Source organism: Microbacterium sp. SSM24, from assembly GCF_025989145.1.
GTDB lineage: Bacteria > Actinomycetota > Actinomycetes > Actinomycetales > Microbacteriaceae > Microbacterium.
Map to the genome: position 1 here is coordinate 40,378 of NZ_JAPDNQ010000001.1, position 21,903 is coordinate 62,280.

Genomic DNA, 21,903 nt, shown 5'->3' on the forward strand with positions numbered 1-21,903 from the left:
CTGAGCGGATGCGCGAACTGTTCCGAGGAGCCGCCGCGCTCGGGCGCGGATTCGCGTACTGGCGGACACGACCGGGGCTCATGGCGCTCGGTCTCGTCCCCGCGGCAATCGTCGGCGCGCTGTTCCTCGCGGGACTGATCACTCTCGGCGCCCTCCTGCCGGCGCTCACCGAGACGATGACGCCCTTCGCCGACGGCTGGCCCACGGTCTGGGCCACGGTCGTCAGGGTGACGGTCGGCACCGCGGTCTTCGCCGCTGCGCTCGTGCTCGTCGCGGTGTCGTTCACGGCGCTCACGCTCGTGGTGGGCGATCCCTTCTACGAGCGCATCTGGCGAGCGGTGGAAGCCGACGCCGGCACGCCGGTCGCCGAGGCTCCCTACGGCTTCTGGCGGTCGGCGGCAGACGGCCTGTGGCTCATCGTGCGGGGCATCGGCATCGCCCTGGTCGCGACGCTGATCGCGCTGATCCCGGCGCTCGGAGGCATCCTCAGCACGGTCTTCGCGGTCACCTTCACCGGATGGCTGCTCGCCGACGAGCTGACCTCACGTGCCCTGATCGCGCGCGGCCTGTCATCGCAGGATCGTCGTACCCACCTGCGCAGGCACCGGGGCCGGATGCTGGGATTCGGCGTCGCGACGCAGCTGTGCTTCATGGTGCCGCTGGGCGCCGTCATCACGATGCCCGCCGCCGTCGCCGGCGCGACCCTCCTCGGTCGCGAGACCGCGCCTGCATCGCCGGTCTAGCCGACCTCGGCGTCGAGCAGGCGCGTGAGGCCGCGGAAGTCCCGCAGGAGAATCCGCCGCCAGGCGAATCCGGGCAGGAGCGCCGTGAGCGCGAGCCACCCTGCGATGTCGCCCTCGTAGGCCGCGTGCACCCGTGTGCCTCCACGCTCGGGCAGGCAGACGTACTCGACACGGGAGTTCCACGGCGCGCTCGAGTGCCAGACGACCCGCTCGACCGGCTCGATGCTCTCGAGCACGTCGGCGAACCGGATCCGGAACGGTCCGATCCGGTCGACCGCCCACCACCTGCTCCCCACCTCGGCGGGCGCGTCGCCGATCCGCTGCCGGAACGCCACTGCCGGAGCGAAATCGGGCCAACGGGCCGGATCGGCGAGGTAGGGGTACACGCGCTCCGGCGGGTGCGGCAGGTGAGCCTCGAGCACCACGCGCTTCCACACGGTCGTCACACCATCGAGGGAACCGGACGATCGGGATAGAGCTCGCGCATCGCACGGTCGTACTTGCGCTTCATGAGCAGCGAGTAGAGCAGGCGGAGGGGAGCCGGAATGTTCGCGCGCATCCATTCGTGACGCTCGTCGTCGGGAACGCTCGCGATGAGGAGACCCGCCTGGAGCGCCAGGATGTCGTTGCCCAGCTCCTTGCGATTCTTCGCCAGCGTCGCGCGGGTGTGGTCCTCCATCCAGTCCCACTCCTGCTGCGACAGCAGTGCACTGGCCAGGGGCATGATCTCGTACTCCTCCTGCCCGAGATGCTTGAGGAGCGTGTCACGAAGGACCTCGATGTCGCGCGCGAAGGTCTCGCCGAGCTCGGCATCAGCGGTCGCGACCCAGGGCGCGAGCTGCGGTTCGATGCGGGCGAGCTGCGCCGCGACCTCGGCATGCTGTGCACGCATCTGGTCGACGTGCAGCGCGCACCCGGGATCGCGCTCGGTGAGCTTGTCCCACAGCGCCATGTCTTCGGTCTCGTGGTGCATGTGGAGGGCGAAGAAGTCCAGGTGCGCATAGCGCCCGATGATCGCGGAGCGGTCCGTGTCGCCGGGCTCGACCTCCCGGATCAGACCGGGAAGCTCGCGATAGAGCCAGCGGAAGATGCGGTGGACGAGGATCAGCCCCGACGTGTCGCACCCCGCTTCCTGTCCGGCGGGCATCGCGCCGGACGACGGCAGCTTCGTGACCATGTCCCATCCCCAGTGGTGGCGCCCGTGGTCGCCGCGTTCCCCAGGACCTGCGGCGACAGCCGAACAATACACCCGCGACCGCGGCGCGCACAGCGGGTCAGTGCGCGGCATCCCACCAGTCGAGGACACGGATCCCCATGAGCGTGAGCCAGGGCGACGGCTGCCCTTCCGGGACGTCGACGTCGAACCAGGTGCGCCCCGCGAGCGGGGTCGTCTGCAGCCAGCGGCCGTCGGGCTGGCGCGCCTCGCGCACGAGGTCGATCGCGTCGGCGAGGCGCGGGTCGGGCGCGGTGCCGTCGTGCAGCGATGCCGCGCGGAAGTAGTCGAGCGCGAACAGCGCGCTGTAGCGATGACGGTTGGGGTAGACGAATCGCCCCACGAACGCGCCCACCGGCTCACCCGTGGTCGCCCGATAGAGCAGGCGCCGCTCGAGCAGGTACTCCTCACCCCGGTGCCGGACCTCTGTGATGCTCGTGTCGCCGGTGAGCTGCTCGTACGCGAGCAGGCCGCGCAGCGCGTTGAGCGTCGAGTGGAACGATGAGCGCGTGGAGTTGCCCTCCTCGGCCTCGCAGTTCCATCCGCCGTCGGCGAGCTGGTGGGCCGGGAACCAGGCGGCGAGCGCCGAGACGTCCGCCCCCAGCCACGCGCCGGTCGCCAGGGTGTACGAGTTGATGCACACGTCGATCTCACCGCCCCAGTACGGCAGGTCGTCGTAGTCCCAGCGGCTGTTCGCGTCGAGCCGCGCGGCGGTGTCGCCCAGGGCGGCGGCATCCACCCCCCATTCGCGGAGGTCGCGCAGCACCCAGGTCGTCGCGACCCACGGCTGCCCCGGCTGGTTCGGCTCGTCGCTGTCGAAGAAGCCGGCAGGGAAGAACGACCCTCCCGCCCACTGGCCGTCGGGATCCTGCGCGGCGATGAGCGCCGCCCCGAACCCCTCGACCGCTACCCTCGCGCGCGTCGCCTGCCAGACGTCGTCGGGCACCGCGAGGAGGTCGCGCTCGACCTGCCATCGCAGCGCCGGGTCGGAATCGAGCAGCCAGTCGCGCAGAGTCGGAGAGATCGGCATGCCAGCACGGTAGCGAGCGGGGCAGACATTGACGAGACCCGCGCCGACTGCTCTCATGAGCGCATGGAGTCGGTCGTCGATGTCGACTACGTCGTGGTCGGAGCGGGCGCGATGGGGATGGCGTTCGTCGACGCACTGATCACCTCGGACGAGACGGCGACCGTCGCGATCGTCGATCGTCGGCACGCCGCGGGCGGCCACTGGCTCGACGCCTACGGCTTCGTGAGGCTGCACCAGGCGTCCGCGTTCTACGGCGTGGCGTCGACGCTGCTCGGCGGTGGCCGGGTCCAGAGCACCGGGCCGGAGCGCGGCCTGCACGAACGCGCGAGCGCACCCGAGGTGTGCGCGTACTACGACGCCGTGCTCGCCGCCATGGTCGCGACCGGTCGCGTGTCCTTCCACGGCCGGTGCGAGTACACCGGTGCGGGCCGGTTCGCCTCGCTCGTGAGCGGCGCGCGCTTCCATGCTCCGCGCGCACGGGTCGTCGACGCCCGCTACCTCGCGCCGAGCATCCCCTCGCTCACTCCCCCGCCGTTCGCCGTCGAGGAGGACGCGCGGGTCGTCGCCGTGAACGATCTGGTCCGCCTCGACGAGGCGCCGTCGCACTACGTCGTGGTGGGTGCGGGCAAGACCGCCGCAGACACGTGCGTGTGGCTGCGGCAGCAGGGCGTTGCGCCGAACGGGATCACGTGGGTGAGGCCTCGGGACCCGTGGCTGCTCAACCGCGCCGTGGTGCAGCCCGACCCGGCGATCTTCCTCGGCATGGCCGCGGACACGATGGCTGCCGCGGCGCAGGCGTCCAGCGCCGACGACGCCTTCCTGCGGATGGAGGATGCCGGCATCATGCTGCGCATCGACCCCACGGTCACGCCCACGATGGCCAAGACCCCGACCTTGGCGCTGTGGGAGCTCGAGCACCTGCGCACGATCGACGACGTCGTACGGCGCGGACACCTGCGCAGCGTGGGCGCAGGCGTGCTGCGCTTCGACGACGACGCCGACGTGCGCGTGCCTCCGGGCGCCCTCGTCGTGCACTGCGCCGCAGACGGGCTCAAGTACCCCGGTCTTCGCCCCATCTGGACCCGCGAAGCGATCACGCCGCAGCCCGTGCGCGTCGGCTTCCCCTGCTTCGGGGCGGCCCTCGCCGGCTACGTCGAGGCGACCCGCGACGACGACACGGAGAAGAACCGGGTGTGCCGGCCGTCGCCCTACTCGAATACGCCGGCTGACTGGGCGGTGATGCAGGTCATCGGCGGCGACGCCTCACTGGCGATGTCCGGCGAGAGCGACCTTCGGGAGTGGTCGAACCGCACGACGCTGAATCCGGTGCGCATCCCTCACGATCGCGCTGACGACCCGGCGGTCGCTGCGGCGCGGTCACGCCTGAAGGAATGGATCGGGCCGGGACGCGCGCGACTGCTCGAGCTCGCACGGAACGCGTAGCGCCGCCGTCTCGCGACTCAGTCCCAGTCGAGATACTCCTCGATGATGACGGCGGTCTCGATCGGATCCGACGCGGGGAAGAGGTGGCCGTGGCCCGCGAGCGTCTTCACGCTCGCACGCTCGGGCGCCGTCGATTGCAGTGCGTCGCCGTTCGACGGAGCATTCACGTCGTCGTCCGACCCCTGGACGATCAGCACCGGCAGCACCGGCGCGAGAGGGATGTCGACGTCCTCGACGCCGAGCAGCAGCAGACCGTTCGCGCGGTCCCGATGGGCGTCCACGGCGGTGCGGGCGACGGTTCCCCCGAACCCGTGACCGCCGATCCAGGAGTGATCCCAGCCCAGGTGGTCCATCACGTCGATGACGTCCTCGGCGTGCTCGCCGGCCGCCAGTCGGCCGCCCGAGCCGGCGCGGAAGCCGATCCGCACGACGTGGAAGCCCGCCTCCTCGGCGAGGTAGTGTCCGACCACGCCGAGCGCGTCCTGGCCGCGTTCGGGGATCAGGACGAGCTTCACCGGGCCCTCGCCCTCCTCGACGAACGGGATGCGCCGGCCTTCGGGCTCGAAGAACTGGATGTCGGTCATAGGAGGTGATCCTCTCGAATTCGGGCGGTCACGCGGGCGGACTCAGACGTTGAAGCGGAACTCCACGACGTCGCCGTCCTGCATGACGTAGTCCTTGCCCTCGAGACGCGCCTTGCCCTTCGCCCGCGCCTCGACGACGGAGCCGGTCGCGACCAGGTCGTCGAAGGAGATGACCTCGGCTTTGATGAAGCCCTTCTCGAAATCGGTGTGGATGACGCCGGCCGCCTGGGGAGCCTTCCAGCCCTTGCCGATCGTCCAGGCTCGCGCCTCCTTCGGCCCCGCCGTGAGGTAGGTCTGCAGGCCGAGAGTGTCGAAGCCGATGCGCGCGAGCTGATCGAGCCCCGATTCGTCCTGGCCGGTCGAGGCGAGCAGCTCCGCCGCGTCCTCCGGGTCGAGATCGATCAGCTCGGACTCGATCTTGGCGTCGAGGAAAACGGCCTTCGCGGGAGCGACCAGCGCTTCGAGGGCCGCCTTGCGCGCGGCATCCGTCAGCACGGCCTCGTCGACGTTGAAGACGAAGATGAAAGGCTTGGCGGTCAGCAGCCCGAGCTCGCGGATCGGAGCGAGGTCGATCTTCGACGCGGACAGCAGCTCACCGCGCTGCAGGGCGTCGCGCGCCTCGATCGCGGTCGCGAGCACCGAGGGGTCGAGCTTCTTGCCCTTGACCTCCTTCTCGTAGCGCGTGATCGCCTTGTCGAGCGTCTCGAGGTCGGCCAGCTGAAGCTCGGCGTTGATGGTCTCCATGTCGTTCTGCGGGTTGACCGCGCCCTCGACGTGCACCACGTCGTCGTCGGCGAACCCACGGACGACCTGGGCGATCGCGTCGGCTTCCCGGATGTTCGCGAGGAACTTGTTCCCCAGCCCCTCCCCCTCCGAGGCGCCGCGCACGATCCCGGCGATGTCGACGAACGACACGGCCGCCGGCAGGATGCGCTCGCTGTGGAACACCTCGGCCAGCTTGTCGAGTCGCGCATCCGGCAGATTCACGACCCCGATGTTCGGCTCGATCGTCGCGAACGGATAGTTCGCCGCGAGAACCTGATTCTTGGTGAGGGCGTTGAAGAGGGTGGACTTGCCGACGTTGGGCAGTCCGACGATTCCGATGGTGAGAGCCACGGGGGTCGAGTCTACTTGCGGCGGCCGAGGTGGGCGGACGGCTCAGAGCAGCGGAAGCAGCTCGCGCAGGTCGGTGACGGTGTGATGGGGATCGGATGCCGCTGCCGCGCCGTTCCGGTTGATCCAGACGGAGGTGAGCCCCGCGCCGCGCGCGCCCCCGACGTCGGCGACCTGGTTGTCTCCGACGTGAACGGCCTCGTCGGGGTCGACGCCGAGGGCGGCGAGCGCGAGCGCGAAGATCGCGCGCTCGGGCTTGCGGTGTCCCGCCTCGCCCGAGACGATGACGGCGTCGAATCCGTCGAGGCCGACGGTGTCGAGCTTGCCGCGCTGGAGATCGCTCGGCCCGTTGGTGATGACCGCCGTGCGCAGCCCACGGCTTCGCACGGCCGCAAGCACCTCGAGGCTCTCGTCGTACAGGCGCGCCGCCCGGGCCTCGAGCTGGATCTGGCGCCGGTAGACCGACGCCGCGGCATCCGGCTCGACGACCCCGCGGGCACGGAGCGCCGCCGCCCAGACGTCCACCGGCAGGCCGTCGGTCGGCACGGTCGACAGGAGCGGGCTCTCTCCGACGCCGAACCAGTACGCGTGGAGGGCGCGCACGGCGTCGTCGACGAACCGGGAGTCGAGGCCGAACCTGCGCGCCGCCTCGTCTCCGGCTGCGCGGACCACCTCGTCCACGTGGTCGTCGCGCAGCAGGGTGCCGTCCAGGTCGAAGCACACCGCCTTCACGCCGGTCACACCGGGTCCACCCGCCACCGCATGAGCACGTTGCCCGACTCCTCCCACGCGTGGGTGCCCAGGAGCTTGAGTGCGACGGGCGGACGGGCATCGAACAGCGGCACCCCGGACCCGGCGATCAGGGGGAACGTGACCAGGTGCAGCTCGTCGACGAGACCCGCATGGATCAGGTCGTTCCACAGCACGCGCCCCAGGAGGATCAGGATGCCGCCCCCGTCGCCGCTCTTCAGCTCGGCGATCTCCCGTCGCGCGTCCGCGATGCGCACGATCCGCGGGTTCTCGTACGGGGCGACGTCGTCCTCGGTGATGGTGTCGGAAACGACGAGCTTCTCGGCGCCGAGGATCAGATCGGCGATCTCGCGGCGGATCGCCGTGGCATCCGGGCTCTTCCGAACCCCCGCCCAGTAGTCGAGGTTGCCCAGCGCGGAGCGCCGACCGGACAGCACGAGGGTGCCGGCGTCGCGCAGCAGTCCCGCGGTGTAGTGGTCGAAGGAATCGGCCCCCGCATAGTCGGGATGCTGATGCTCGAAGAACGAGCGGATGTCGTGATCGTCGTCCTCGTACCTTCCGTCGACGGTCACGAAGTTGCAGACGGTCAGAGTTCGCATGGGGGTCACCGTAGCGGGCCTCATCGACTCCGAGCCAGGCGCTGCGGCGCGCCTCCGGCCGACCGGGCTCCTCGCGGGTGAGTCTGGGCATGTGGCATTGGATTTCACCGCGATCGACTTCGAGACGGCGAACCCCAGCAATGCCTCCGCGTGCGCCGTCGGCCTCGTGAGAGTGCGCGACGGCGTCGTGGTCGACCAGACCGGCTGGCTCATCCGGCCCCCGGCGGGCCACGACGTGTTCTTCGATCTGAACACCCGCATCCACGGCATCACCGCCGCCGACGTCGTGGATGCTCCGACGTGGACGGAGCAGCTCCCCGCTCTGACGGCCTTCGTCGGCGGCGACGTGCTCGTCGCCCACAACGCGGGCTTCGACATGGCAGTGATCAAGCGGGCATGCGAGGCGACCGGCGATGACTGCCCGCCCTACCGCTACGCCTGCAGCCTGCAGGTCGCGCGGAAGGTCTACCAGCTGCCGTCCTACCGGCTGCCCTACGTGGCCGCGGAGGCCGGATTCGCCGAGTTCGCCCACCACAACGCGACGGCCGATGCGCTGGCATGCGCCCACGTGATGATCGACGCCGCACGTCGCGTGGCCGCCGACGACGTCGGCCTGCTCGCCGAGTACTGCGGCGTCCGGGTCTGCCAGATCGCCGTGGCGGAGGCGACCGCGGTCACGTTCGCGGTCGCCTGAGAACCCGCCGGAACGAGGCGGTGCGGCCCGCCGTCACGGCGATGTCGGCGGCCTCGGTCACGATGAGCACATGGACGCACTCCTCGTCTCGATCATCGCCATGGCCACCCTCCTCGTCGGCGCGCTCGCCGGGTGGACGGCGGGGCTCGCCCGCGGGGCAGCCAGGGCCGCGCGCGAGCAGGCCGATCTGCGCGCACGGCTGGCGGGGGCGGAAGCCTCCCGCCATGGCGTGCAGGCGCAACTCGATCACCAGCAGCTGCTGTACCGCGAGCTGGCCGTGCAGTCGCGCAACGACCAGGCGGCACGAGAGGAGCGCGAGCGGAGGGAGCAGTCGGTGCTGCGCGCGCTGGCGCCCGTCCACGAGACGCTGACGGCCATGCAGGCGAAGGTCGGCGAACTCGAGCGCGATCGGCACACGCAGTTCGGCACGCTGGCCGAGCAGCTGCGCCGCGCGCACGAGTCCGACGAGGCGCTGCGTGCCACGACCGAGTCCCTCGCGAGCGCCCTGCGCTCGGGGACGACGCGCGGGGTGTGGGGCGAGACGCAGCTGCGGCGCGTCGTCGAGGCCGCAGGGCTCACGCGCTACGTCGACTTCGATCTGCAGGCGTCCATCACGTCGGATGCCGGCGCCGGCCGCCCCGACATGGTGATCCGCCTCCCCGGCGACAAGGCGATCGCCGTCGACGCGAAGGTTCCGCTCGACGCGTACCTCGAGGCCAGCGCGATCCCGCTGACCGCGCAGGGTGCGGATGCCGCGCGCCGCCGCGCACTGCTCGACAAGCACGTCAAGGCTCTGCGCGCGCACGTCGACGCCCTCGCGAAGAAGGCGTACTGGTCCGGCCTTCCGTCGAGCCCCGAGTTCGTGGTGTGCTTCGTGCCCAGCGAGTCGCTGCTCGCCGCGGCGCTCGAAGAAGACCCCGCGCTCCTCGACTACGCCTTCGGCAAGCGCGTCGCACTCGCCTCGCCCGTGAACCTGTGGGCGGTGCTCAAGACCGTCGCCTACACGTGGACGCAGCAGGATGTCTCTGTCGAGGCGCGCACGCTGTTCGATCTCGGCAACCAGCTGTACGAACGCCTCGGGTCGCTCGCCGGCCACGCCGACGACCTGCGTCGCGCGATCGAGCGCACGGTCGACAGCTACAACCGCTTCGCGGGCTCGTTGGAGTCGCGCGTGCTCGTGAGCGCCCGCCGCTTCCCGGGCATCGATGCGACCAAGCTCGAGGCCGTGGCCGAACCGCGCACGATCGAGAAGAGCCCGCGTCGGCTCACGGCGCCCGAGCTGCTCGACGGCGTGCTCGCGTTCGACGGTGCCCCTGCCGGGCAGGGCGTAGACCCGGACGCTGCCGACGTCTCGGCGACGGCCGACCTCGGCGAACTCCGCGAACGGATCGCGCCCGCGACCGACTGAGCGAGGTCAGACGCCGCCGGGCACGAAGCTCAGGAGGCCGATCACGAGCGCGGAGACGCCGACGAAGGCGCCGATCATCCACCAGGCGCTGATCTCGTGGCCCTCTTCACGACGGACGCGCAGCAGGACGTCGGGACGACGCGCCGGATCCACCGCGTTGGCGACGACCGCCTGCGCACCGGTCTGGGGTGACGGACCACCCACCTGTCCGGACATCGGAACTCCCTCGCATCGGAAACACGTGCGTCGTCGTCGACCGCATCGATTCTGCCAGACAGCGGTCACAACCGCGTCACGACACGATCACAACAGCCGCACCAGTCACATCAGCCTCATCCGTCCCCGGCGGAACGTCGTCTGCCCCTCGGCAGAGCGTGCGGCGTCAGTCGCTCAGAGCCACTTCGAGGTCAGATGCTCCGATGAGATGCGTCGCAGGGTGCCCGAGGCGCCTCGCAGCACGACGCTCTCGGTGTACAGGTGGTCGCCCTCGCGGCGCACACCGGCGACGAGCTGACCGTCGGTGACGCCCGTGGCGACGAAGATCGTGTTGCTTCCCTTGACGAGGTCGTCGGCTTCGTAGACGTGGTCGTCGAGCTTCAGTCCGGCGTCGATGCCCCGCTGCTTCTCGTCGTCGTCGCGCGGCCACAGCCGGCCCTGGATGTGTCCGCCGAGCGCCTTGATCGCGCATGCGGTCACGATGCCTTCCGGGCTGCCGCCGACGCCGACGCACATATCGGTGCGAGCGTTGTGGCGCGCGGCGTTGATGCCGCCGGCCACATCGCCGTCGCTCATGAGACGGGTGCCCGCACCGGCAGCACGGATCTCCTCGATGAGCTCGTCGTGACGCGGCCGGTGCAGCACCGAGACGACGATCTCGTCGACCGGCTTGCCCAGCGACTTCGCGAGGCGGCGGATGTTCTCGCCGATCGGGAGGCGGATGTCGACGACGCCGACGCCTGCGGGGCCGGTGACGAGCTTGTCCATGTAGAACACGGTCGAGGCGTCGAGCATCGTCCCGTGGTCGGACACGGCGATGACGGAGAGGGCGTTGTTGCGACCGGCGGCGGTGAGCGACGTGCCGTCGATCGGGTCGACGGCCACATCGCAGCGCGGTCCGCGGCCGCTGCCGACCCGTTCGCCGTTGAAGAGCATCGGCGCTTCGTCCTTCTCGCCCTCGCCGATGACGATCGTGCCGTCGAAGTCGACGGTGGTGAAGAACGCGCGCATCGCATCGACCGCGGCGCCGTCGGCATCCTCCTTCGCCCCACGACCGATGAACGGCACCGCCCGGATCGCGGCCGCCTCCGTCGCGCGGACCAGCTCGAGTGCGAGGTTCCGGTCGGGATGCAGGGGGCTCATATCGGCCGTCAGACTCACCATGTCGCCAGCCTAGCCAGCACCCGGTACGAATTGGGGCAAGTTCCGAGCCGCGACCGTCGAAGGAATTGTGTTTCTTTCACCAGGGGCAGAACCACCCCACGTCTCCCTCGGGCCGGACCGAGGCATCCGTCATCGCCGACAGCACGACGCTAAAGTCGAGGGAAGCCCCCTCACGACCAAGGAGCACTCATGCCCGTCGCCACTCCGGAGCAGTACGCCGACATGCTGGATCGCGCGAAGGCCGGTGGCTTCGCGTATCCCGCCATCAACGTCGCCAGCTCGCAGTCGATCAACGCCGTCCTGCAGGGCCTCACCGAAGCCGGTTCCGACGGCATCATCCAGGTGACCACGGGCGGCGCCGACTACTTCGCCGGTCACACCGTGAAGGCCCGCGCCGCCGGCGCGCTCGCCTTCGCGAAGTTCGCCACCGAGGTCGCCAAGAACTACCCGATCACCGTCGCCCTCCACACCGACCACTGCCCCAAGCCCGCGCTCGCAGACTTCGTGCTGCCGCTGATCGAGGCCTCCGAAGAAGAGGTGAAGGCCGGCCGCAACCCGATCTTCCAGTCCCACATGTGGGACGGTTCCGCCGTGCCGCTCGACGAGAACATCGAGATCGCGAAGGACCTGCTCCCCCGCCTGAAGAACATCAACGCCATCCTCGAGGTCGAGATCGGCGTCGTCGGCGGCGAGGAGGACGGCGTCCAGCACGAAGGCTCGAACGACGCGCTGTACACGACGGTCGCCGATGTGACGAAGGCCGTCGAGGCACTGGGCCTCGGCGAGAACGGGCGCTACATCTCCGCGCTGACGTTCGGCAACGTGCACGGCGTCTACAAGCCCGGCAACGTCAAGCTGCGTCCCGAGCTCCTCGGCGAGATCCAGGAGGGCATCGCCGCGAAGTTCGGCACCGGTCCGAAGCCGCTGGACCTGGTCTTCCACGGCGGCAGCGGATCGACCGACGAGGAGATCGCGCTCGCGGTCGCCAACGGCGTCGTGAAGATGAACATCGACACCGACACCCAGTACGCCTTCACCCGGTCCGTCGCCGGATTCATGTTCGCCAACTACGACGGCGTGCTGAAGGTCGACGGCGAGGTGGGCAACAAGAAGGCCTACGACCCGCGCGCGTGGGGCAAGATCGCCGAGTCCGCGATGGCCGCCCGCGTCGCCGACGCGACCCGGCAGCTCGGCTCGCACGGCAAGTCGCTCGCCGCGTAACGCGCCTTCGAGCAGCAGAGCACCGGATGCCCCGGTCCGGCCCCTTCGGGGGCTCGGGCCGGGGCATCCGCGGTGACGGGGCGGCCCATTGGGTCGCGTCCGCCGGGGCGACGTGCGATCCCGAGGGCCCAGAATCAGTCGGCGCCGGTCACATCCGCCCTCATGAGCACCTTGCCCGAGCTCACGGATCGGATCTCGACCGACGCGATCTGGTCGGGACTGAGAGCGGTGCCCGCACTCAGTCGTGCCGTGGCGCCGGGGAGCGCCTGCCAGCTCGATACTTCGCTCGTCGTGCCGTCGACGGCGGTGACGACCAGCGCGTAGGGCCAGCCCTCGCTCCCCTCGGCGCCGGTGTCGCCGTAGCTGCACACCATGTCGATGCGCGTGCCCCATGCGACGTCGGTGAGCTCCACCGTCGCGGTCACCGGCACGTCGGCCAGCGGCTCGAGCGCGATCACCTGCGCAGGCGTCGGCGGCACGATCGAGGTCGTCACGACGAGCACGACGGCCACGATCACCGCGGCGGCGGCGGTCAGTCCACCGATCCACCAGCCACGACGACGACGGGCCTGTCGCGTGCCGATCTCGATGACGCGTGCGCGGGCCGCGGCATCCGGCTCCTCCCGGACGACGACCGCCACCGGCGCGGACGCGAGCATGGACTCGGCGCGCTCGAGCGCGACGCGCGACAGCAGGCCGATCGTCGGCGCGACGTCCGCGATCGCCGCACGGCAGAGATCGCACTGCTCGAGATGCGACTCGAACGCTCGTCGATCGGCGGGACTCAGCGCCCCGAGGACGTAGGCGGCATCCCATTCCGCGAACGGGGCGTGCTCGGCGTTCATCGCGTCACCCCCTTCTCCTGTAGTGCGAGGCGCAGCGCCCGCAGTCCGTAGTGGAGGCGCGACTTGACAGTGCCCTCCGGAATCTCGAGTTCGGCAGCCATCTCGGCCACCGTGAGCGCGCGGAAGTACGCGCGGATGACGACCGCGCGGTGCTCGGCCGAGAGTGCTGCGAGAGCCTCCTCGATGAGGATCGTCTCGAAGAGGGCCTCGGTCGCGTCGGCGTGGACCCGCTCGGGCACGTCGTCGACCACGATCTCGCGCCGTCGACGCGCGCTGCGCACGTCATCGATCACGAGGTGCCGCGCGACCGTGAACATCCAGGACCTGGTCGACGCCGGCTCCTGCGCGAGGATGCGCGGAGTGCGCCAGGCTCGCAGGAGCGTCTCCTGCACGACGTCATCGGCGCCTGCGCGATCCCCGGTGAGGTGCACGACGTAGCGCCAGACCGGTCCCGCGTGCGCGTCGTAGAGCGCCGCGAGTCGCGCCGCGTCGTCGGCCGTCATGTCCACCTCCCGCAGGAGACACGAGGACCGGCATCCGGGGGTTCATCCGCGGGCGAGGCCCTCGCTTCCCCCGAGTATGGGGCTAGCGGATGCTGCTCACCAGCGCATCCCACACCGCGGGATCGTTCATGATGGGCACGAGCACGAGCATCGCGGACGTGAAGGTGAAGACGACGCCGCCGAGGAGCGGGATCCACCAGCTGAGCCGGCCGCGCCGAAGGCTCATCCACGACACGGCCGCGGTCACGAGCCAGCCGACCGCGAGCACGATCGCGGCGGCGATGCCCCAGGGACGGCCGGCGGCAGGATCGGACAGCTCGGCGTCCACGCCGAGGATGCTGAACATCGTCTCGGCGTACGACGAGTAGTCGATCAGCGCCGAGAACGACGAGATCACGTTGACGAGGCCATAGGCCAGCAGTGCGAAGGTGACGATGCGGTCGATCGGCCGCGACCGCGGAGTGCCCGGCTCCGCCGCTGCGCCGGCCTGCGGCGCCGGCGGCGCTGCGACCGGCTCGTCGGCCACGGGAGCGGGTTCGTACACCAGTCCGATGTCGGGCTGGGCGATCCGTGCCCGCTGCTCCTCGGGCGTCGCGTACTCGCCGTACTGCGGACGCGGGCGCGGGTCGGGGGTGGCGGTCATGCCCGGCCCCGACCGCCGAGGGCGCGGTCGTCGCGCTTGCCCGCGGCATCCTGGCGCAGCTCCTTGGGGAGCGAGAACATGAGGTCCTCCTCGGCGGTGCGCACCTCTTCGACATCCCGGTAGCCGGCGCCGGCGAGATCGGACAGCACCTCTTCGACGAGCACCTCGGGCACCGACGCGCCGCTGGTGACGCCGACGGTCTCCACGCCGTCGAGCCACGCCTGGTCGATCTCGTCGGCGTAGTCGACGCGATAGGCGGCCTTCGCGCCGTATTCGAGCGCGACCTCCACCAGGCGCACGCTGTTGGACGAGTTCGCGGAGCCCACGACGATCACCAGATCGGCGTCTTTGGCGACCTTCTTGATCGCGACCTGCCGGTTCTGCGTGGCGTAGCAGATGTCGTCCGACGGCGGATCCTGCAGCTGCGGGAACCGCACGCGCAGGCGTCGGACCGTCTCCATCGTCTCGTCGACCGACAGCGTCGTCTGCGACAGCCACACGACCTTCGACGGGTCGCGCACCTCGATGGTGTCGGCCTCGTCGGGAGAGTTCACGACGGTGACATGATCGGGCGCCTCGCCCGCCGTGCCCTCGACCTCCTCATGCCCCTCGTGGCCGATGAGCAGGATCTCGAAGTCGTCGCGCGCGAACCGCACCGCCTCGCGGTGCACCTTGGTGACGAGCGGGCAGGTCGCGTCGATGGCGCGCAGGCCGCGATCGGATGCCGCGTTCACCACCGCCGGAGACACGCCGTGCGCGCTGAAGACGACGTGCGCGCCCTCCGGAACCTCGTCGACCTCCTCGACGAAGATCGCGCCCTTGCTCTCCAGCTCGGTGACGACGTGGATGTTGTGGACGATCTGCTTGCGCACGTAGACCGGCGCGCCGAAGCGTTCGAGCGCCTTCTCGACGGCGATCACCGCACGGTCCACACCGGCGCAGTAGCCGCGCGGCGAGGCGAGGAGCACCCGCTTCTGTCCCTGGACAGGGATATCCTGGAGACGTTCACGCCGCCGCGGTACGCGCGGAACGGGCATGCTCACAGGTCGGTTCCCCACGGTGCTGCTGCTCACCCCACGAGTCTACGGGCGGCCGCTGTGCGCGGGCCGAGCGGCGACGACATCCGGTCGCGAGAGGACTTGATGACGACCTTCCAGCCCGAGCAGGTGCCCGGCGAGGCTCCCCCGGCCGATTCCGTGCGTCCGAAGGACTCCACACCGCAGACGCCGACGTCGGTCTCCCGGCTCAACGAGACCATCCGCGGGTTCATCCAGACGTGGGGCTCGGTGTGGGTCGAGGGAGAGATCACCTCGTGGAACGTGCGCGGCGGCAATGTCTTCGGACGCCTCAAGGACAATGTCACCGACTCCACCATCGCGTTCCGCATCTGGTCGTCCACACGCGAACGCCTGCCGGCCGACCTCAAGGTGGGCGATCACGTCGTCGCCTGCGTGAAGGCCGACTTCTTCGTCAAGACCGGTGATTTCAGCTTCGGCGTCTCCGCGATGCGCCACGTCGGCCTCGGCGACCAGCTCGAGAAGCTCGAGCGCCTCCGTGCACAGCTGCGCGCGGAGGGTCTGTTCGATCCGGCGCGCAAGCGGCCGCTGCCCTTCCTGCCGCACACGATCGGGCTCATCACCGGTGAGAACTCCGATGCCGAGAAGGACGTCCACCGCAACGCCGAGCTGCGCTGGCCGCAGGTGCGGTTCCGCACCAAGTACGCGGCCGTGCAAGGCGAGCGCTGCGTGCCCGAGACCATCGCCGCCCTCAAGGCCCTCGACGCGGCGCCCGACGTCGACGTCATCATCATCGCGCGCGGCGGCGGCGACCCGCAGACCCTCCTCGGCTTCAGCGACGAGCGACTCGTGAGAGCCGTCGCCGTGGCATCCACTCCCGTGGTCAGCGCGATCGGCCACGAGAACGATCACCCCCTGCTCGACGACGTCGCCGATCTGCGCGCCTCGACCCCGACCGACGCCGCGAAGCGCGTCGTTCCGGATGTCGCGGAGCAGCGCGCCCTGATCGCTCAGCTGCGCGCGCGTCTCACGGGTCGCCTGACCCAGCGGGTCGGCCACGACATCGCCCAGCTCGAACAGCTGCGCTCACGCCCCGCGCTGCGTGCGCCGGAGTCCATGCTGACCGCGCGGTCGCACGAGGTCGAGCTGCTCGTCGGCCGCGGGCGCGCCCGCGTGGATCGGAGCCTCGACGCCCAGGTTCAGCGCACCGCCGAGCTGCGTGCGACACTGCGCGCCCTGTCGCCCGCCTCGACGCTGGCTCGGGGGTACGCGATCGCCCACCTCTCGGACGGGGTCATCGTGCGCGATGCGGCGCAGGCACCGGCATCCGTCGCCGTCGTCGTCACCGTCGGACGTGGTTCGTTCGCGGCGCGCTCCGACGGCGAGATCGCCGAGACGGCGCCCTCCCCCGCTGCCGGCGACCCCGACAGCGGCACGGCCACGCCGATCTAGGATGGAAGCATGACGGAGTCGAGCGGAACCGCGTCCGACGTCGCCACCCTCTCGTTCGAGCAGGCGCGCGACGAGCTCGTGCGTGTCGTCGCCGAGCTCGAGCAGGGCGCGCCGACGCTCGAGCACTCGCTCGCGCTCTGGGAGCGCGGCGAGGCACTGGCCGCACGCTGCGACGAATGGCTGCTCGGCGCCAAGCGACGGCTCGACGCCGCCCGTTCGACCGTGGAGTCGTCGGCCGCGGAGGGCGTGTGATGGCGAAACCGCCTCCGATCGTCGCCGAGCTCGGGCGCGCCGAGACCCCCGACGAGACCGCGGCCCGCAAGGCGGAGTCCTCCCGCGTGCACCGGGCCAGCCAGAACACGCGCAACCTGGTCGCAGCCCTCATCGTGACCGTGGCCGTCGTGGTCGTCATCATCTTCGCGGTTCCGCGCGGCACACCCCCCGAGTCCGCGCCGATCGATGTCGCCGCCGTCGCGCAGAGCGTCGCCGCCGCAGAGGAGCGCCCGATCATCGCGCCCGATGCGCCGGATGCGTGGCGCGTGAACGTCGCCGCCGTGGAAGGCGACGGCCCGCGCGCCTGGACGCTCGTCTACGCGGACGAGACGTGGTTCCTGCGGGTTGCGCAGGGATTCGACGCCGATCCCGCGTGGCCGACCCGCATGCTGTCCGGAGCGAGCGTCGACGGCACCGTCTCGATCGGCGGCATCGAGTGGGATCGCTACGACATCGCCGATCCCTCGCGTGCCGGCAACATCTCGGTGGCACTCGCCGCGCAGGCGGGTGCCGACACCGTCCTGATCTACGGCAAGGCCGACCAGAAGACTCTCGAACAGGCGGCGGCCGCGGCCGCCCCCGAGGTCGAGCGACTGCGCGAGGCGAGCACAGCGACCGAGGAGGGCGAATGAGCGAGGACGGCACGGTGAGCGATCACCCGACTCCGCGGAGGGTGTGGCACGAGATGGCGCGGGGCAACGCCCGCTTCGTGAGCGGCGCACCCCGGCATCCGCGTCAGGACGTCGAGCGACGCCACGACCTCGCCGCCGGCCAGCGCCCTCGCGCCGCGCTGTTCGGCTGCTCCGACTCGCGCCTCGCGGCCGAGATCATCTTCGACAAGGGCCTCGGCGACCTCTTCGTGGTGCGCAACGCCGGGCAGGTCATCTCCGACTCGGTCGTCGGCAGCCTCGAGTACGCCGTCGCGGTTCTCGACGTTCCGCTGATCGTCGTGCTCGGCCACGACGAGTGCGGCGCCGTCAACGCGGCGATCGACAGCACGCGAGCGGATGCTCCCGCCCTGCCTCCGCACATCTGGCGCCAGATCGCGCCGATCGTTCCCGCAGTGCGCCGCGTCGTGCGCGCGGGCACCGTCGACGGCGTGCCGCCGATGACGATCGACCACGAGCAGGTCGGACGCGAGCATCTGCGCGACACCGTGGGCGAGCTGCTGCATTCGTCCGAGCTGATCAGCGACGCCGTTGCCGAGGGCCGGCTCGCGATCGTGGGCGCCAACTACCGACTCGCCGAAGGAACCGCCGTCCCCGACATCATCGTCGGCGACGCCGGAGACGACGACGCCTGAACACACTCGCCACCAACGGAGGAACGACGAAGTGACCGACATCGAGTACCGCATCGAGCACGACACGATGGGTGAAGTGCGCGTGCCCAAGGACGCCCTGTACGCCGCCCAGACGCAGCGCGCCGTCGAGAACTTCCCCATCTCGGGGGACCCGCTCGAACCCGCGCAGATCGTCGCGCTCGCGCGCATCAAGAAGGCCGCCGCCCTCGCCAACAAGGACCTCGGGACCCTGGACGGTGCGATCGCGGACGCGATCGCCCGCTCGGCCGATCGCATCATCGCAGGCGAGTTCGCCGATCAGTTCCCGATCGACGTCTACCAGACGGGCAGTGGCACCTCCTCGAACATGAACATGAACGAGGTGCTCGCGACGCTCGCGACGCAGGACCTCGGTCAGCCCGTGCACCCGAACGACCACGTGAACGCGTCGCAGTCGTCGAACGACGTCTTCCCCACCTCGGTCCACATCGCGGTCACGCAGGAGCTCATCGACGACCTCATCCCCGCGCTCGACCACCTCGCCGTCGCCCTGGAGGCCAAGGCCGAGGCCTGGAAGACGGTGGTCAAGTCGGGACGCACCCACCTCATGGACGCGACGCCGGTGACCCTCGGCCAGGAGTTCGGCGGCTACGCCCGCCAGATGCGCCTGGGCATCGAGCGCGTGCAGGCGGTGCTCCCCCGCGTCGCCGAGGTGCCGCTGGGCGGCACGGCCGTCGGCACCGGCATCAACACGCCCCTCGGATTCCCGCAGAAGGTGATCGAGCTCATCGTGAGCGACACCGAGTTGCCGATCACCGAGGCCAAGGATCACTTCGAGGCACAGGCCAACCGCGACGGGCTGGTCGAGGCATCCGGAGCCCTCCGCACCATCGCGGTGTCGCTGACGAAGATCAACAACGACATCCGCTGGATGGGCTCGGGTCCGAACACCGGACTCGGCGAACTGCACATCCCCGACCTGCAGCCGGGATCGTCGATCATGCCCGGCAAGGTCAACCCCGTGGTCCCCGAGGCCACGCTCATGGTGTGCGCGCGTGTCATCGGCAACGACGCCACCGTCGCCTGGGCGGGGGCATCGGGCTCGTTCGAGCTCAACGTCGCGATCCCGGTGATGGGCACCGCCGTGCTGGAGTCCATCAGCCTGCTCGCGAACGCCGCACGCCTGCTCGCAGACAAGACGATCGACGGGCTCGAGGCGAATGTGGAGCGCGCCGCCGCGTACGCGGGCATGTCACCGTCGATCGTCACTCCGCTCAACAAGCTCATCGGATACGAAGCAGCGGCCAAGATCGCCAAGCATTCCGTCGCCAAGGGCGTCACCGTCCGTGAAGCCGTCATCGACCTCGGCTACGTCGAGCGAGGCGAGCTGACCCTCGAGCAGCTCGACGAGAAGCTCGACCTCCTGTCGATGACCCACCCGGGCTGAACGTCCGCCCGTGTCGCCGAAGGCCGCGTCGCGGGATAATCGCAGGGTGGCCCGCTCACCCCGGCTGATTCCAGCGCGCGTCAGGATCCTCGCAGCGATCCTCGCTGTGGCGTGCGTCGGACTGGCGATCGTCGGCAGCGTCACTTTCCTCGTGCAGCGCGAACGCGTCATCCAGGAAGTCGACCATCGCCTGCGGGCGCAGATCGACGGGCTGCGCACGTTCGCCGACCCGACCGGATCGGAGACCTCCGGCGGCACGGCCGACCCCGCGGACGGCGCGACCACTGCGAGCGAGGTCGTCGACGTCCGCGACTTCGACACGCTGGACGACTTCCTCCGGGCAGCGATCGCGACCTTCGTGCCTGCGCGCAACGAAGGCGCCGTGGCCGTCATCGACGGCGAGCCTCGCTTCCGTCCGGGCACGCTGTCGGGCTTCGACATCTCGGAGAACGCCACGCTCATCGCGCGCGCGGTCGACGAGACCGCCGGCGGCGAGACGACGCGCGGAACCGCCACCACCGAGGAGGGGTCGCTCCGCTACATCGCGGTGCCGGTCTCGATGGCGGACGACGATCGAGAGGGTCTCTACATCCGCGCCGTGGACATGGGCGCCGAACTCGAGCCGGTCACCGCGGCGATGGCGACCTACATGATCGCCGCCATTGCCGTGCTGGCCGCGATCGGCGTCGTGGGCTGGTTCGTGACCGGGCGCCTGCTCTCCCCCATCCGGCACATGCGCGAGACGGCCGATGCGATCACCATCACCGACATGTCACCGCGCCTGTCGACCTCGGGGAACGACGACATCTCCGATCTCTCCCGCACGGTCAACTCCATGCTCGACCGCATCGAGGGATCGGTCGACGTGCAGCGCCAACTGCTCGACGACGTGCGACATGAGCTCAAGACGCCCATCACGATCGTGCGCGGGCATCTCGAACTGATGGACCCCGGCGACGCGGGCGACGTGGAGACGGCTCGCGAGATCGGCATCGCCGAGCTCGACCGGCTCGCACGCCTGGTCGAGGACATCGATCTGCTCGCGGCCGCCGAGGGAGACTCGTACCTCATCGGCGATGTCGACGTGGCGGCGCTCACGGCCCGGGTCGGCGAGCTCGTGGCGGTCATCCCCGGACACACCTGGACGGTCGTCGAGACGGCCACCGGACTCACCCGCGGCGATCCCGATCGGCTTCTCCAGGCCTGGCTGCAACTGGCCGACAACGCCGCCAAGTACACGCCCGAGGGCTCTGCCATCGAGATCGGCAGCGAGATCGAGGCCGACGGCGCCCGTCTGTGGGTCCGGGACCACGGTCCCGGCATCCCCCCGGCGTCCCGCCATCGGATCTTCCGGCGCTTCGATCGCGCATCGGGCAAGCGGTCGGTCGGCGGGTCCGGACTGGGCCTGGCGATCGTCGATGCCATCATGAAGGGGCACTCGGGAACCTGCGTCGTCACCGACACCCCGGGCGGCGGCGCCACCTTCACGATCCATCTGCCCGCCACGGCAGCCGAGCTGCCCGCTCCGGTCCGAGCGGGCGACGTCCTTCAGCGGGAGACATCGTCATGACAAGGATCCTGATCGTCGAGGACGAGCCCCGCATCGCGTCTTTCGTGAGTCGCGGACTCGAGTCGGCCGGCTACGAGACGGTGCTCATCGAGGACGGCGCCGAGGCACTCGCCGTCGCGCTGCGCGGTGACGCCGACCTTGTGCTGCTCGACGTGGGCCTGCCCACCATGGACGGATTCGAGGTGCTCCGCGAACTCCGCGCCCGGGGTTCGGTCGTTCCGGTCATCATGCTCACCGCGCGCTCCAGCACGCGCGACACGGTCGAGGGACTCGACGCCGGCGCCAACGACTACGTGCCCAAGCCGTTCACCTTCGAAGAGCTCCTCGCCCGGGTGCGCTCACGTCTGCGGGAGAGCACGCCGCAGCTGGGCGTGGCGGTGTCGCACGGCGACGTCGTGCTCGACATCCTGGCGCGGCGAGCAACCGTCGACGGCCGCGAGATCGACCTGTCGGCACGCGAGTTCGCCCTCGCCGAACAGTTCCTGCGCAATCCCGGTCGCGTACTCAGCAGGGAGCTGCTCCTCAGCCGCGTGTGGGGCCTCGACTTCGACCCCGGCTCGAACGTCGTCGACGTCTACGTCCGCTACCTGCGCGGCAAGCTCGGGTCCGACCACATCATCACCGTGCGGGGCGCCGGCTACCGCTGGGAGTGAAGCCCGCCACCCGACGAAGAAGCCCCCGGCGCTGGGGGACG

General features: G+C 70.3%; 25 protein-coding genes. 12 read left to right on the forward strand and 13 right to left on the reverse strand.

What is annotated here, in order from left to right; all coding sequences use genetic code 11:
- The first annotated feature begins 8 nt into the window (after positions 1-8).
- Positions 9-743, forward strand: coding sequence for an EI24 domain-containing protein (locus OL358_RS00200; protein WP_264707865.1), 735 nt, complete (start codon positions 9-11; stop codon positions 741-743).
- Here the strand turns inward: OL358_RS00200 and OL358_RS00205 are convergent.
- The 3 genes from OL358_RS00205 to OL358_RS00215 all read right to left on the reverse strand — a co-directional run bounded on the left by OL358_RS00205 (position 740) and on the right by OL358_RS00215 (position 2,986).
- Positions 740-1,189: an SRPBCC family protein gene (locus tag OL358_RS00205; RefSeq protein ID WP_264707866.1), complete on the reverse strand. Its 450-nt coding sequence runs from the start codon at positions 1,187-1,189 to the stop codon at positions 740-742. The genes OL358_RS00200 and OL358_RS00205 overlap by 4 nt on opposite strands.
- Positions 1,186-1,920: a hemerythrin domain-containing protein gene (locus tag OL358_RS00210; RefSeq protein WP_264707867.1), complete on the reverse strand. Its 735-nt coding sequence runs from the start codon at positions 1,918-1,920 to the stop codon at positions 1,186-1,188. The genes OL358_RS00205 and OL358_RS00210 overlap by 4 nt, the downstream gene beginning before the upstream one ends.
- Before the next feature lie 97 nt (positions 1,921-2,017).
- Positions 2,018-2,986 (reverse strand): squalene cyclase, encoded by a 969-nt coding sequence (locus tag OL358_RS00215; RefSeq protein ID WP_264707869.1) that lies wholly within the window; start codon positions 2,984-2,986, stop codon positions 2,018-2,020.
- A gap of 63 nt (positions 2,987-3,049) precedes the next feature.
- Between OL358_RS00215 and OL358_RS00220 the strand changes: the two genes are divergently transcribed.
- Positions 3,050-4,429: a pyridine nucleotide-disulfide oxidoreductase gene (locus tag OL358_RS00220; RefSeq protein WP_264707870.1), complete on the forward strand. Its 1,380-nt coding sequence runs from the start codon at positions 3,050-3,052 to the stop codon at positions 4,427-4,429.
- 17 nt (positions 4,430-4,446) lie between these two features.
- On the opposite strand, the gene OL358_RS00225 is transcribed toward OL358_RS00220, so the two are convergent.
- The 4 genes from OL358_RS00225 to OL358_RS00240 are packed head-to-tail and all read right to left on the reverse strand — an operon-like array spanning position 4,447 to position 7,475.
- Entirely contained in the window at positions 4,447-5,013 is a 567-nt protein-coding gene (locus OL358_RS00225) for an alpha/beta fold hydrolase (protein WP_264707872.1), read from the reverse strand.
- Positions 5,014-5,055: 42 nt separating this feature from the next.
- Positions 5,056-6,129: a redox-regulated ATPase YchF gene (gene ychF / locus OL358_RS00230; protein WP_264707873.1), complete on the reverse strand. Its 1,074-nt coding sequence runs from the start codon at positions 6,127-6,129 to the stop codon at positions 5,056-5,058.
- Positions 6,130-6,171: 42 nt separating this feature from the next.
- Complete coding sequence (locus OL358_RS00235) at positions 6,172-6,867, reverse strand: HAD family hydrolase (protein WP_264707875.1); 696 nt, start codon at positions 6,865-6,867, stop codon at positions 6,172-6,174.
- Positions 6,864-7,475: a dihydrofolate reductase family protein gene (locus OL358_RS00240; RefSeq protein WP_264707877.1), complete on the reverse strand. Its 612-nt coding sequence runs from the start codon at positions 7,473-7,475 to the stop codon at positions 6,864-6,866. Before OL358_RS00240 ends, OL358_RS00235 begins: the two co-directional genes overlap by 4 nt.
- Positions 7,476-7,566: 91 nt before the next feature.
- Between OL358_RS00240 and OL358_RS00245 the strand changes: the two genes are divergently transcribed.
- Together OL358_RS00245 and OL358_RS00250 are read left to right on the forward strand one after the other, a co-directional pair.
- A complete protein-coding gene (locus OL358_RS00245; protein ID WP_264707879.1) occupies positions 7,567-8,169 on the forward strand; it encodes an exonuclease domain-containing protein in 603 nt (200 codons plus the stop codon).
- 70 nt (positions 8,170-8,239) lie between these two features.
- Complete coding sequence (locus tag OL358_RS00250; RefSeq protein WP_264707880.1) at positions 8,240-9,577, forward strand: DNA recombination protein RmuC; 1,338 nt, start codon at positions 8,240-8,242, stop codon at positions 9,575-9,577.
- 6 nt (positions 9,578-9,583) lie between these two features.
- Here OL358_RS00250 and OL358_RS00255 read toward each other — a convergent pair whose 3' ends face one another.
- Both OL358_RS00255 and glpX read right to left on the reverse strand, forming a co-directional pair.
- The gene (locus tag OL358_RS00255) at positions 9,584-9,793 is read right to left on the reverse strand and encodes a UDP-N-acetylmuramyl pentapeptide phosphotransferase (RefSeq protein WP_264707882.1); all 210 of its coding nucleotides are present in this window, start codon (positions 9,791-9,793) and stop codon (positions 9,584-9,586) included.
- A gap of 174 nt (positions 9,794-9,967) precedes the next feature.
- On the reverse strand, positions 9,968-10,957 hold the full coding sequence (gene glpX / locus OL358_RS00260; protein ID WP_264707884.1) for a class II fructose-bisphosphatase: 990 nt from the start codon (positions 10,955-10,957) through the stop codon (positions 9,968-9,970).
- A 189-nt stretch (positions 10,958-11,146) separates the two neighbouring features.
- On the opposite strand from glpX, the gene fbaA reads away from it, so the two are divergent.
- The gene (gene fbaA, locus OL358_RS00265) at positions 11,147-12,178 is read left to right on the forward strand and encodes a class II fructose-bisphosphate aldolase (protein ID WP_264707885.1); all 1,032 of its coding nucleotides are present in this window, start codon (positions 11,147-11,149) and stop codon (positions 12,176-12,178) included.
- Between the two features lie 134 nt (positions 12,179-12,312).
- Here the strand turns inward: fbaA and OL358_RS00270 are convergent, their stop codons facing one another.
- The 4 genes from OL358_RS00270 to OL358_RS00285 all read right to left on the reverse strand — a co-directional run bounded on the left by OL358_RS00270 (position 12,313) and on the right by OL358_RS00285 (position 15,206).
- The gene (locus OL358_RS00270) at positions 12,313-13,023 is read right to left on the reverse strand and encodes an anti-sigma factor family protein (RefSeq protein WP_264707887.1); all 711 of its coding nucleotides are present in this window, start codon (positions 13,021-13,023) and stop codon (positions 12,313-12,315) included.
- Positions 13,020-13,526, reverse strand: a complete 507-nt coding sequence (locus OL358_RS00275; protein ID WP_264707889.1) for a sigma-70 family RNA polymerase sigma factor — start codon at positions 13,524-13,526, stop codon at positions 13,020-13,022. Before OL358_RS00275 ends, OL358_RS00270 begins: the two co-directional genes overlap by 4 nt.
- 82 nt (positions 13,527-13,608) lie before the next feature.
- Positions 13,609-14,169, reverse strand: a complete 561-nt coding sequence (locus OL358_RS00280) for a DUF6264 family protein (RefSeq protein WP_264707892.1) — start codon at positions 14,167-14,169, stop codon at positions 13,609-13,611.
- Entirely contained in the window at positions 14,166-15,206 is a 1,041-nt protein-coding gene (locus OL358_RS00285; RefSeq protein ID WP_264710190.1) for a 4-hydroxy-3-methylbut-2-enyl diphosphate reductase, read from the reverse strand. Before OL358_RS00285 ends, OL358_RS00280 begins: the two co-directional genes overlap by 4 nt.
- A 105-nt stretch (positions 15,207-15,311) precedes the next feature.
- Between OL358_RS00285 and xseA the strand changes: the two genes are divergently transcribed.
- The 7 genes from xseA to OL358_RS00320 are packed head-to-tail and all read left to right on the forward strand — an operon-like array spanning position 15,312 to position 21,862.
- A complete protein-coding gene (gene xseA / locus OL358_RS00290; RefSeq protein WP_264707894.1) occupies positions 15,312-16,637 on the forward strand; it encodes an exodeoxyribonuclease VII large subunit in 1,326 nt (441 codons plus the stop codon).
- A 9-nt stretch (positions 16,638-16,646) separates the two neighbouring features.
- Positions 16,647-16,889, forward strand: a complete 243-nt coding sequence (locus OL358_RS00295) for an exodeoxyribonuclease VII small subunit (protein WP_264707896.1) — start codon at positions 16,647-16,649, stop codon at positions 16,887-16,889.
- Positions 16,889-17,542: a DUF4245 domain-containing protein gene (locus OL358_RS00300; protein ID WP_264707897.1), complete on the forward strand. Its 654-nt coding sequence runs from the start codon at positions 16,889-16,891 to the stop codon at positions 17,540-17,542. Before OL358_RS00295 ends, OL358_RS00300 begins: the two co-directional genes overlap by 1 nt.
- A complete protein-coding gene (locus OL358_RS00305) occupies positions 17,539-18,213 on the forward strand; it encodes a carbonic anhydrase (protein WP_319805416.1) in 675 nt (224 codons plus the stop codon). Before OL358_RS00300 ends, OL358_RS00305 begins: the two co-directional genes overlap by 4 nt.
- Before the next feature lie 31 nt (positions 18,214-18,244).
- Positions 18,245-19,639, forward strand: a complete 1,395-nt coding sequence (locus OL358_RS00310; RefSeq protein WP_264707899.1) for a class II fumarate hydratase — start codon at positions 18,245-18,247, stop codon at positions 19,637-19,639.
- A gap of 46 nt (positions 19,640-19,685) precedes the next feature.
- Entirely contained in the window at positions 19,686-21,209 is a 1,524-nt protein-coding gene (locus tag OL358_RS00315; RefSeq protein ID WP_264707901.1) for a sensor histidine kinase, read from the forward strand.
- Positions 21,206-21,862 (forward strand): response regulator transcription factor, encoded by a 657-nt coding sequence (locus tag OL358_RS00320; protein WP_264707902.1) that lies wholly within the window; start codon positions 21,206-21,208, stop codon positions 21,860-21,862. The genes OL358_RS00315 and OL358_RS00320 overlap by 4 nt, the downstream gene beginning before the upstream one ends.
- Positions 21,863-21,903 lie beyond the last annotated feature (41 nt).

Bases quoted from the DNA above. Each gene is read 5' to 3' on its own strand.
- OL358_RS00240 (WP_264707877.1), bottom strand. From the start codon at position 7,475: ATGCGAACTCTGACCGTCTGCAACTTCGTGACCGTCGACGGAAGGTAC.
- OL358_RS00320 (WP_264707902.1), top strand. From the start codon at position 21,206: ATGACAAGGATCCTGATCGTCGAGGACGAGCCCCGCATCGCGTCTTTC.
- xseA (WP_264707894.1), top strand. From the start codon at position 15,312: ATGACGACCTTCCAGCCCGAGCAGGTGCCCGGCGAGGCTCCCCCGGCC.
- OL358_RS00250 (WP_264707880.1), top strand. From the start codon at position 8,240: ATGGACGCACTCCTCGTCTCGATCATCGCCATGGCCACCCTCCTCGTC.
- OL358_RS00275 (WP_264707889.1), bottom strand. From the start codon at position 13,526: ATGACGGCCGACGACGCGGCGCGACTCGCGGCGCTCTACGACGCGCAC.
- OL358_RS00285 (WP_264710190.1), bottom strand. From the start codon at position 15,206: ATGCCCGTTCCGCGCGTACCGCGGCGGCGTGAACGTCTCCAGGATATC.
- OL358_RS00220 (WP_264707870.1), top strand. From the start codon at position 3,050: ATGGAGTCGGTCGTCGATGTCGACTACGTCGTGGTCGGAGCGGGCGCG.
- OL358_RS00215 (WP_264707869.1), bottom strand. From the start codon at position 2,986: ATGCCGATCTCTCCGACTCTGCGCGACTGGCTGCTCGATTCCGACCCG.
- OL358_RS00225 (WP_264707872.1), bottom strand. From the start codon at position 5,013: ATGACCGACATCCAGTTCTTCGAGCCCGAAGGCCGGCGCATCCCGTTC.
- OL358_RS00295 (WP_264707896.1), top strand. From the start codon at position 16,647: ATGACGGAGTCGAGCGGAACCGCGTCCGACGTCGCCACCCTCTCGTTC.
- OL358_RS00305 (WP_319805416.1), top strand. From the start codon at position 17,539: ATGAGCGAGGACGGCACGGTGAGCGATCACCCGACTCCGCGGAGGGTG.
- OL358_RS00280 (WP_264707892.1), bottom strand. From the start codon at position 14,169: ATGACCGCCACCCCCGACCCGCGCCCGCGTCCGCAGTACGGCGAGTAC.
- fbaA (WP_264707885.1), top strand. From the start codon at position 11,147: ATGCCCGTCGCCACTCCGGAGCAGTACGCCGACATGCTGGATCGCGCG.
- glpX (WP_264707884.1), bottom strand. From the start codon at position 10,957: ATGGTGAGTCTGACGGCCGATATGAGCCCCCTGCATCCCGACCGGAAC.
- OL358_RS00300 (WP_264707897.1), top strand. From the start codon at position 16,889: ATGGCGAAACCGCCTCCGATCGTCGCCGAGCTCGGGCGCGCCGAGACC.
- OL358_RS00255 (WP_264707882.1), bottom strand. From the start codon at position 9,793: ATGTCCGGACAGGTGGGTGGTCCGTCACCCCAGACCGGTGCGCAGGCG.
- OL358_RS00210 (WP_264707867.1), bottom strand. From the start codon at position 1,920: ATGGTCACGAAGCTGCCGTCGTCCGGCGCGATGCCCGCCGGACAGGAA.
- OL358_RS00200 (WP_264707865.1), top strand. From the start codon at position 9: ATGCGCGAACTGTTCCGAGGAGCCGCCGCGCTCGGGCGCGGATTCGCG.
- OL358_RS00270 (WP_264707887.1), bottom strand. From the start codon at position 13,023: ATGAACGCCGAGCACGCCCCGTTCGCGGAATGGGATGCCGCCTACGTC.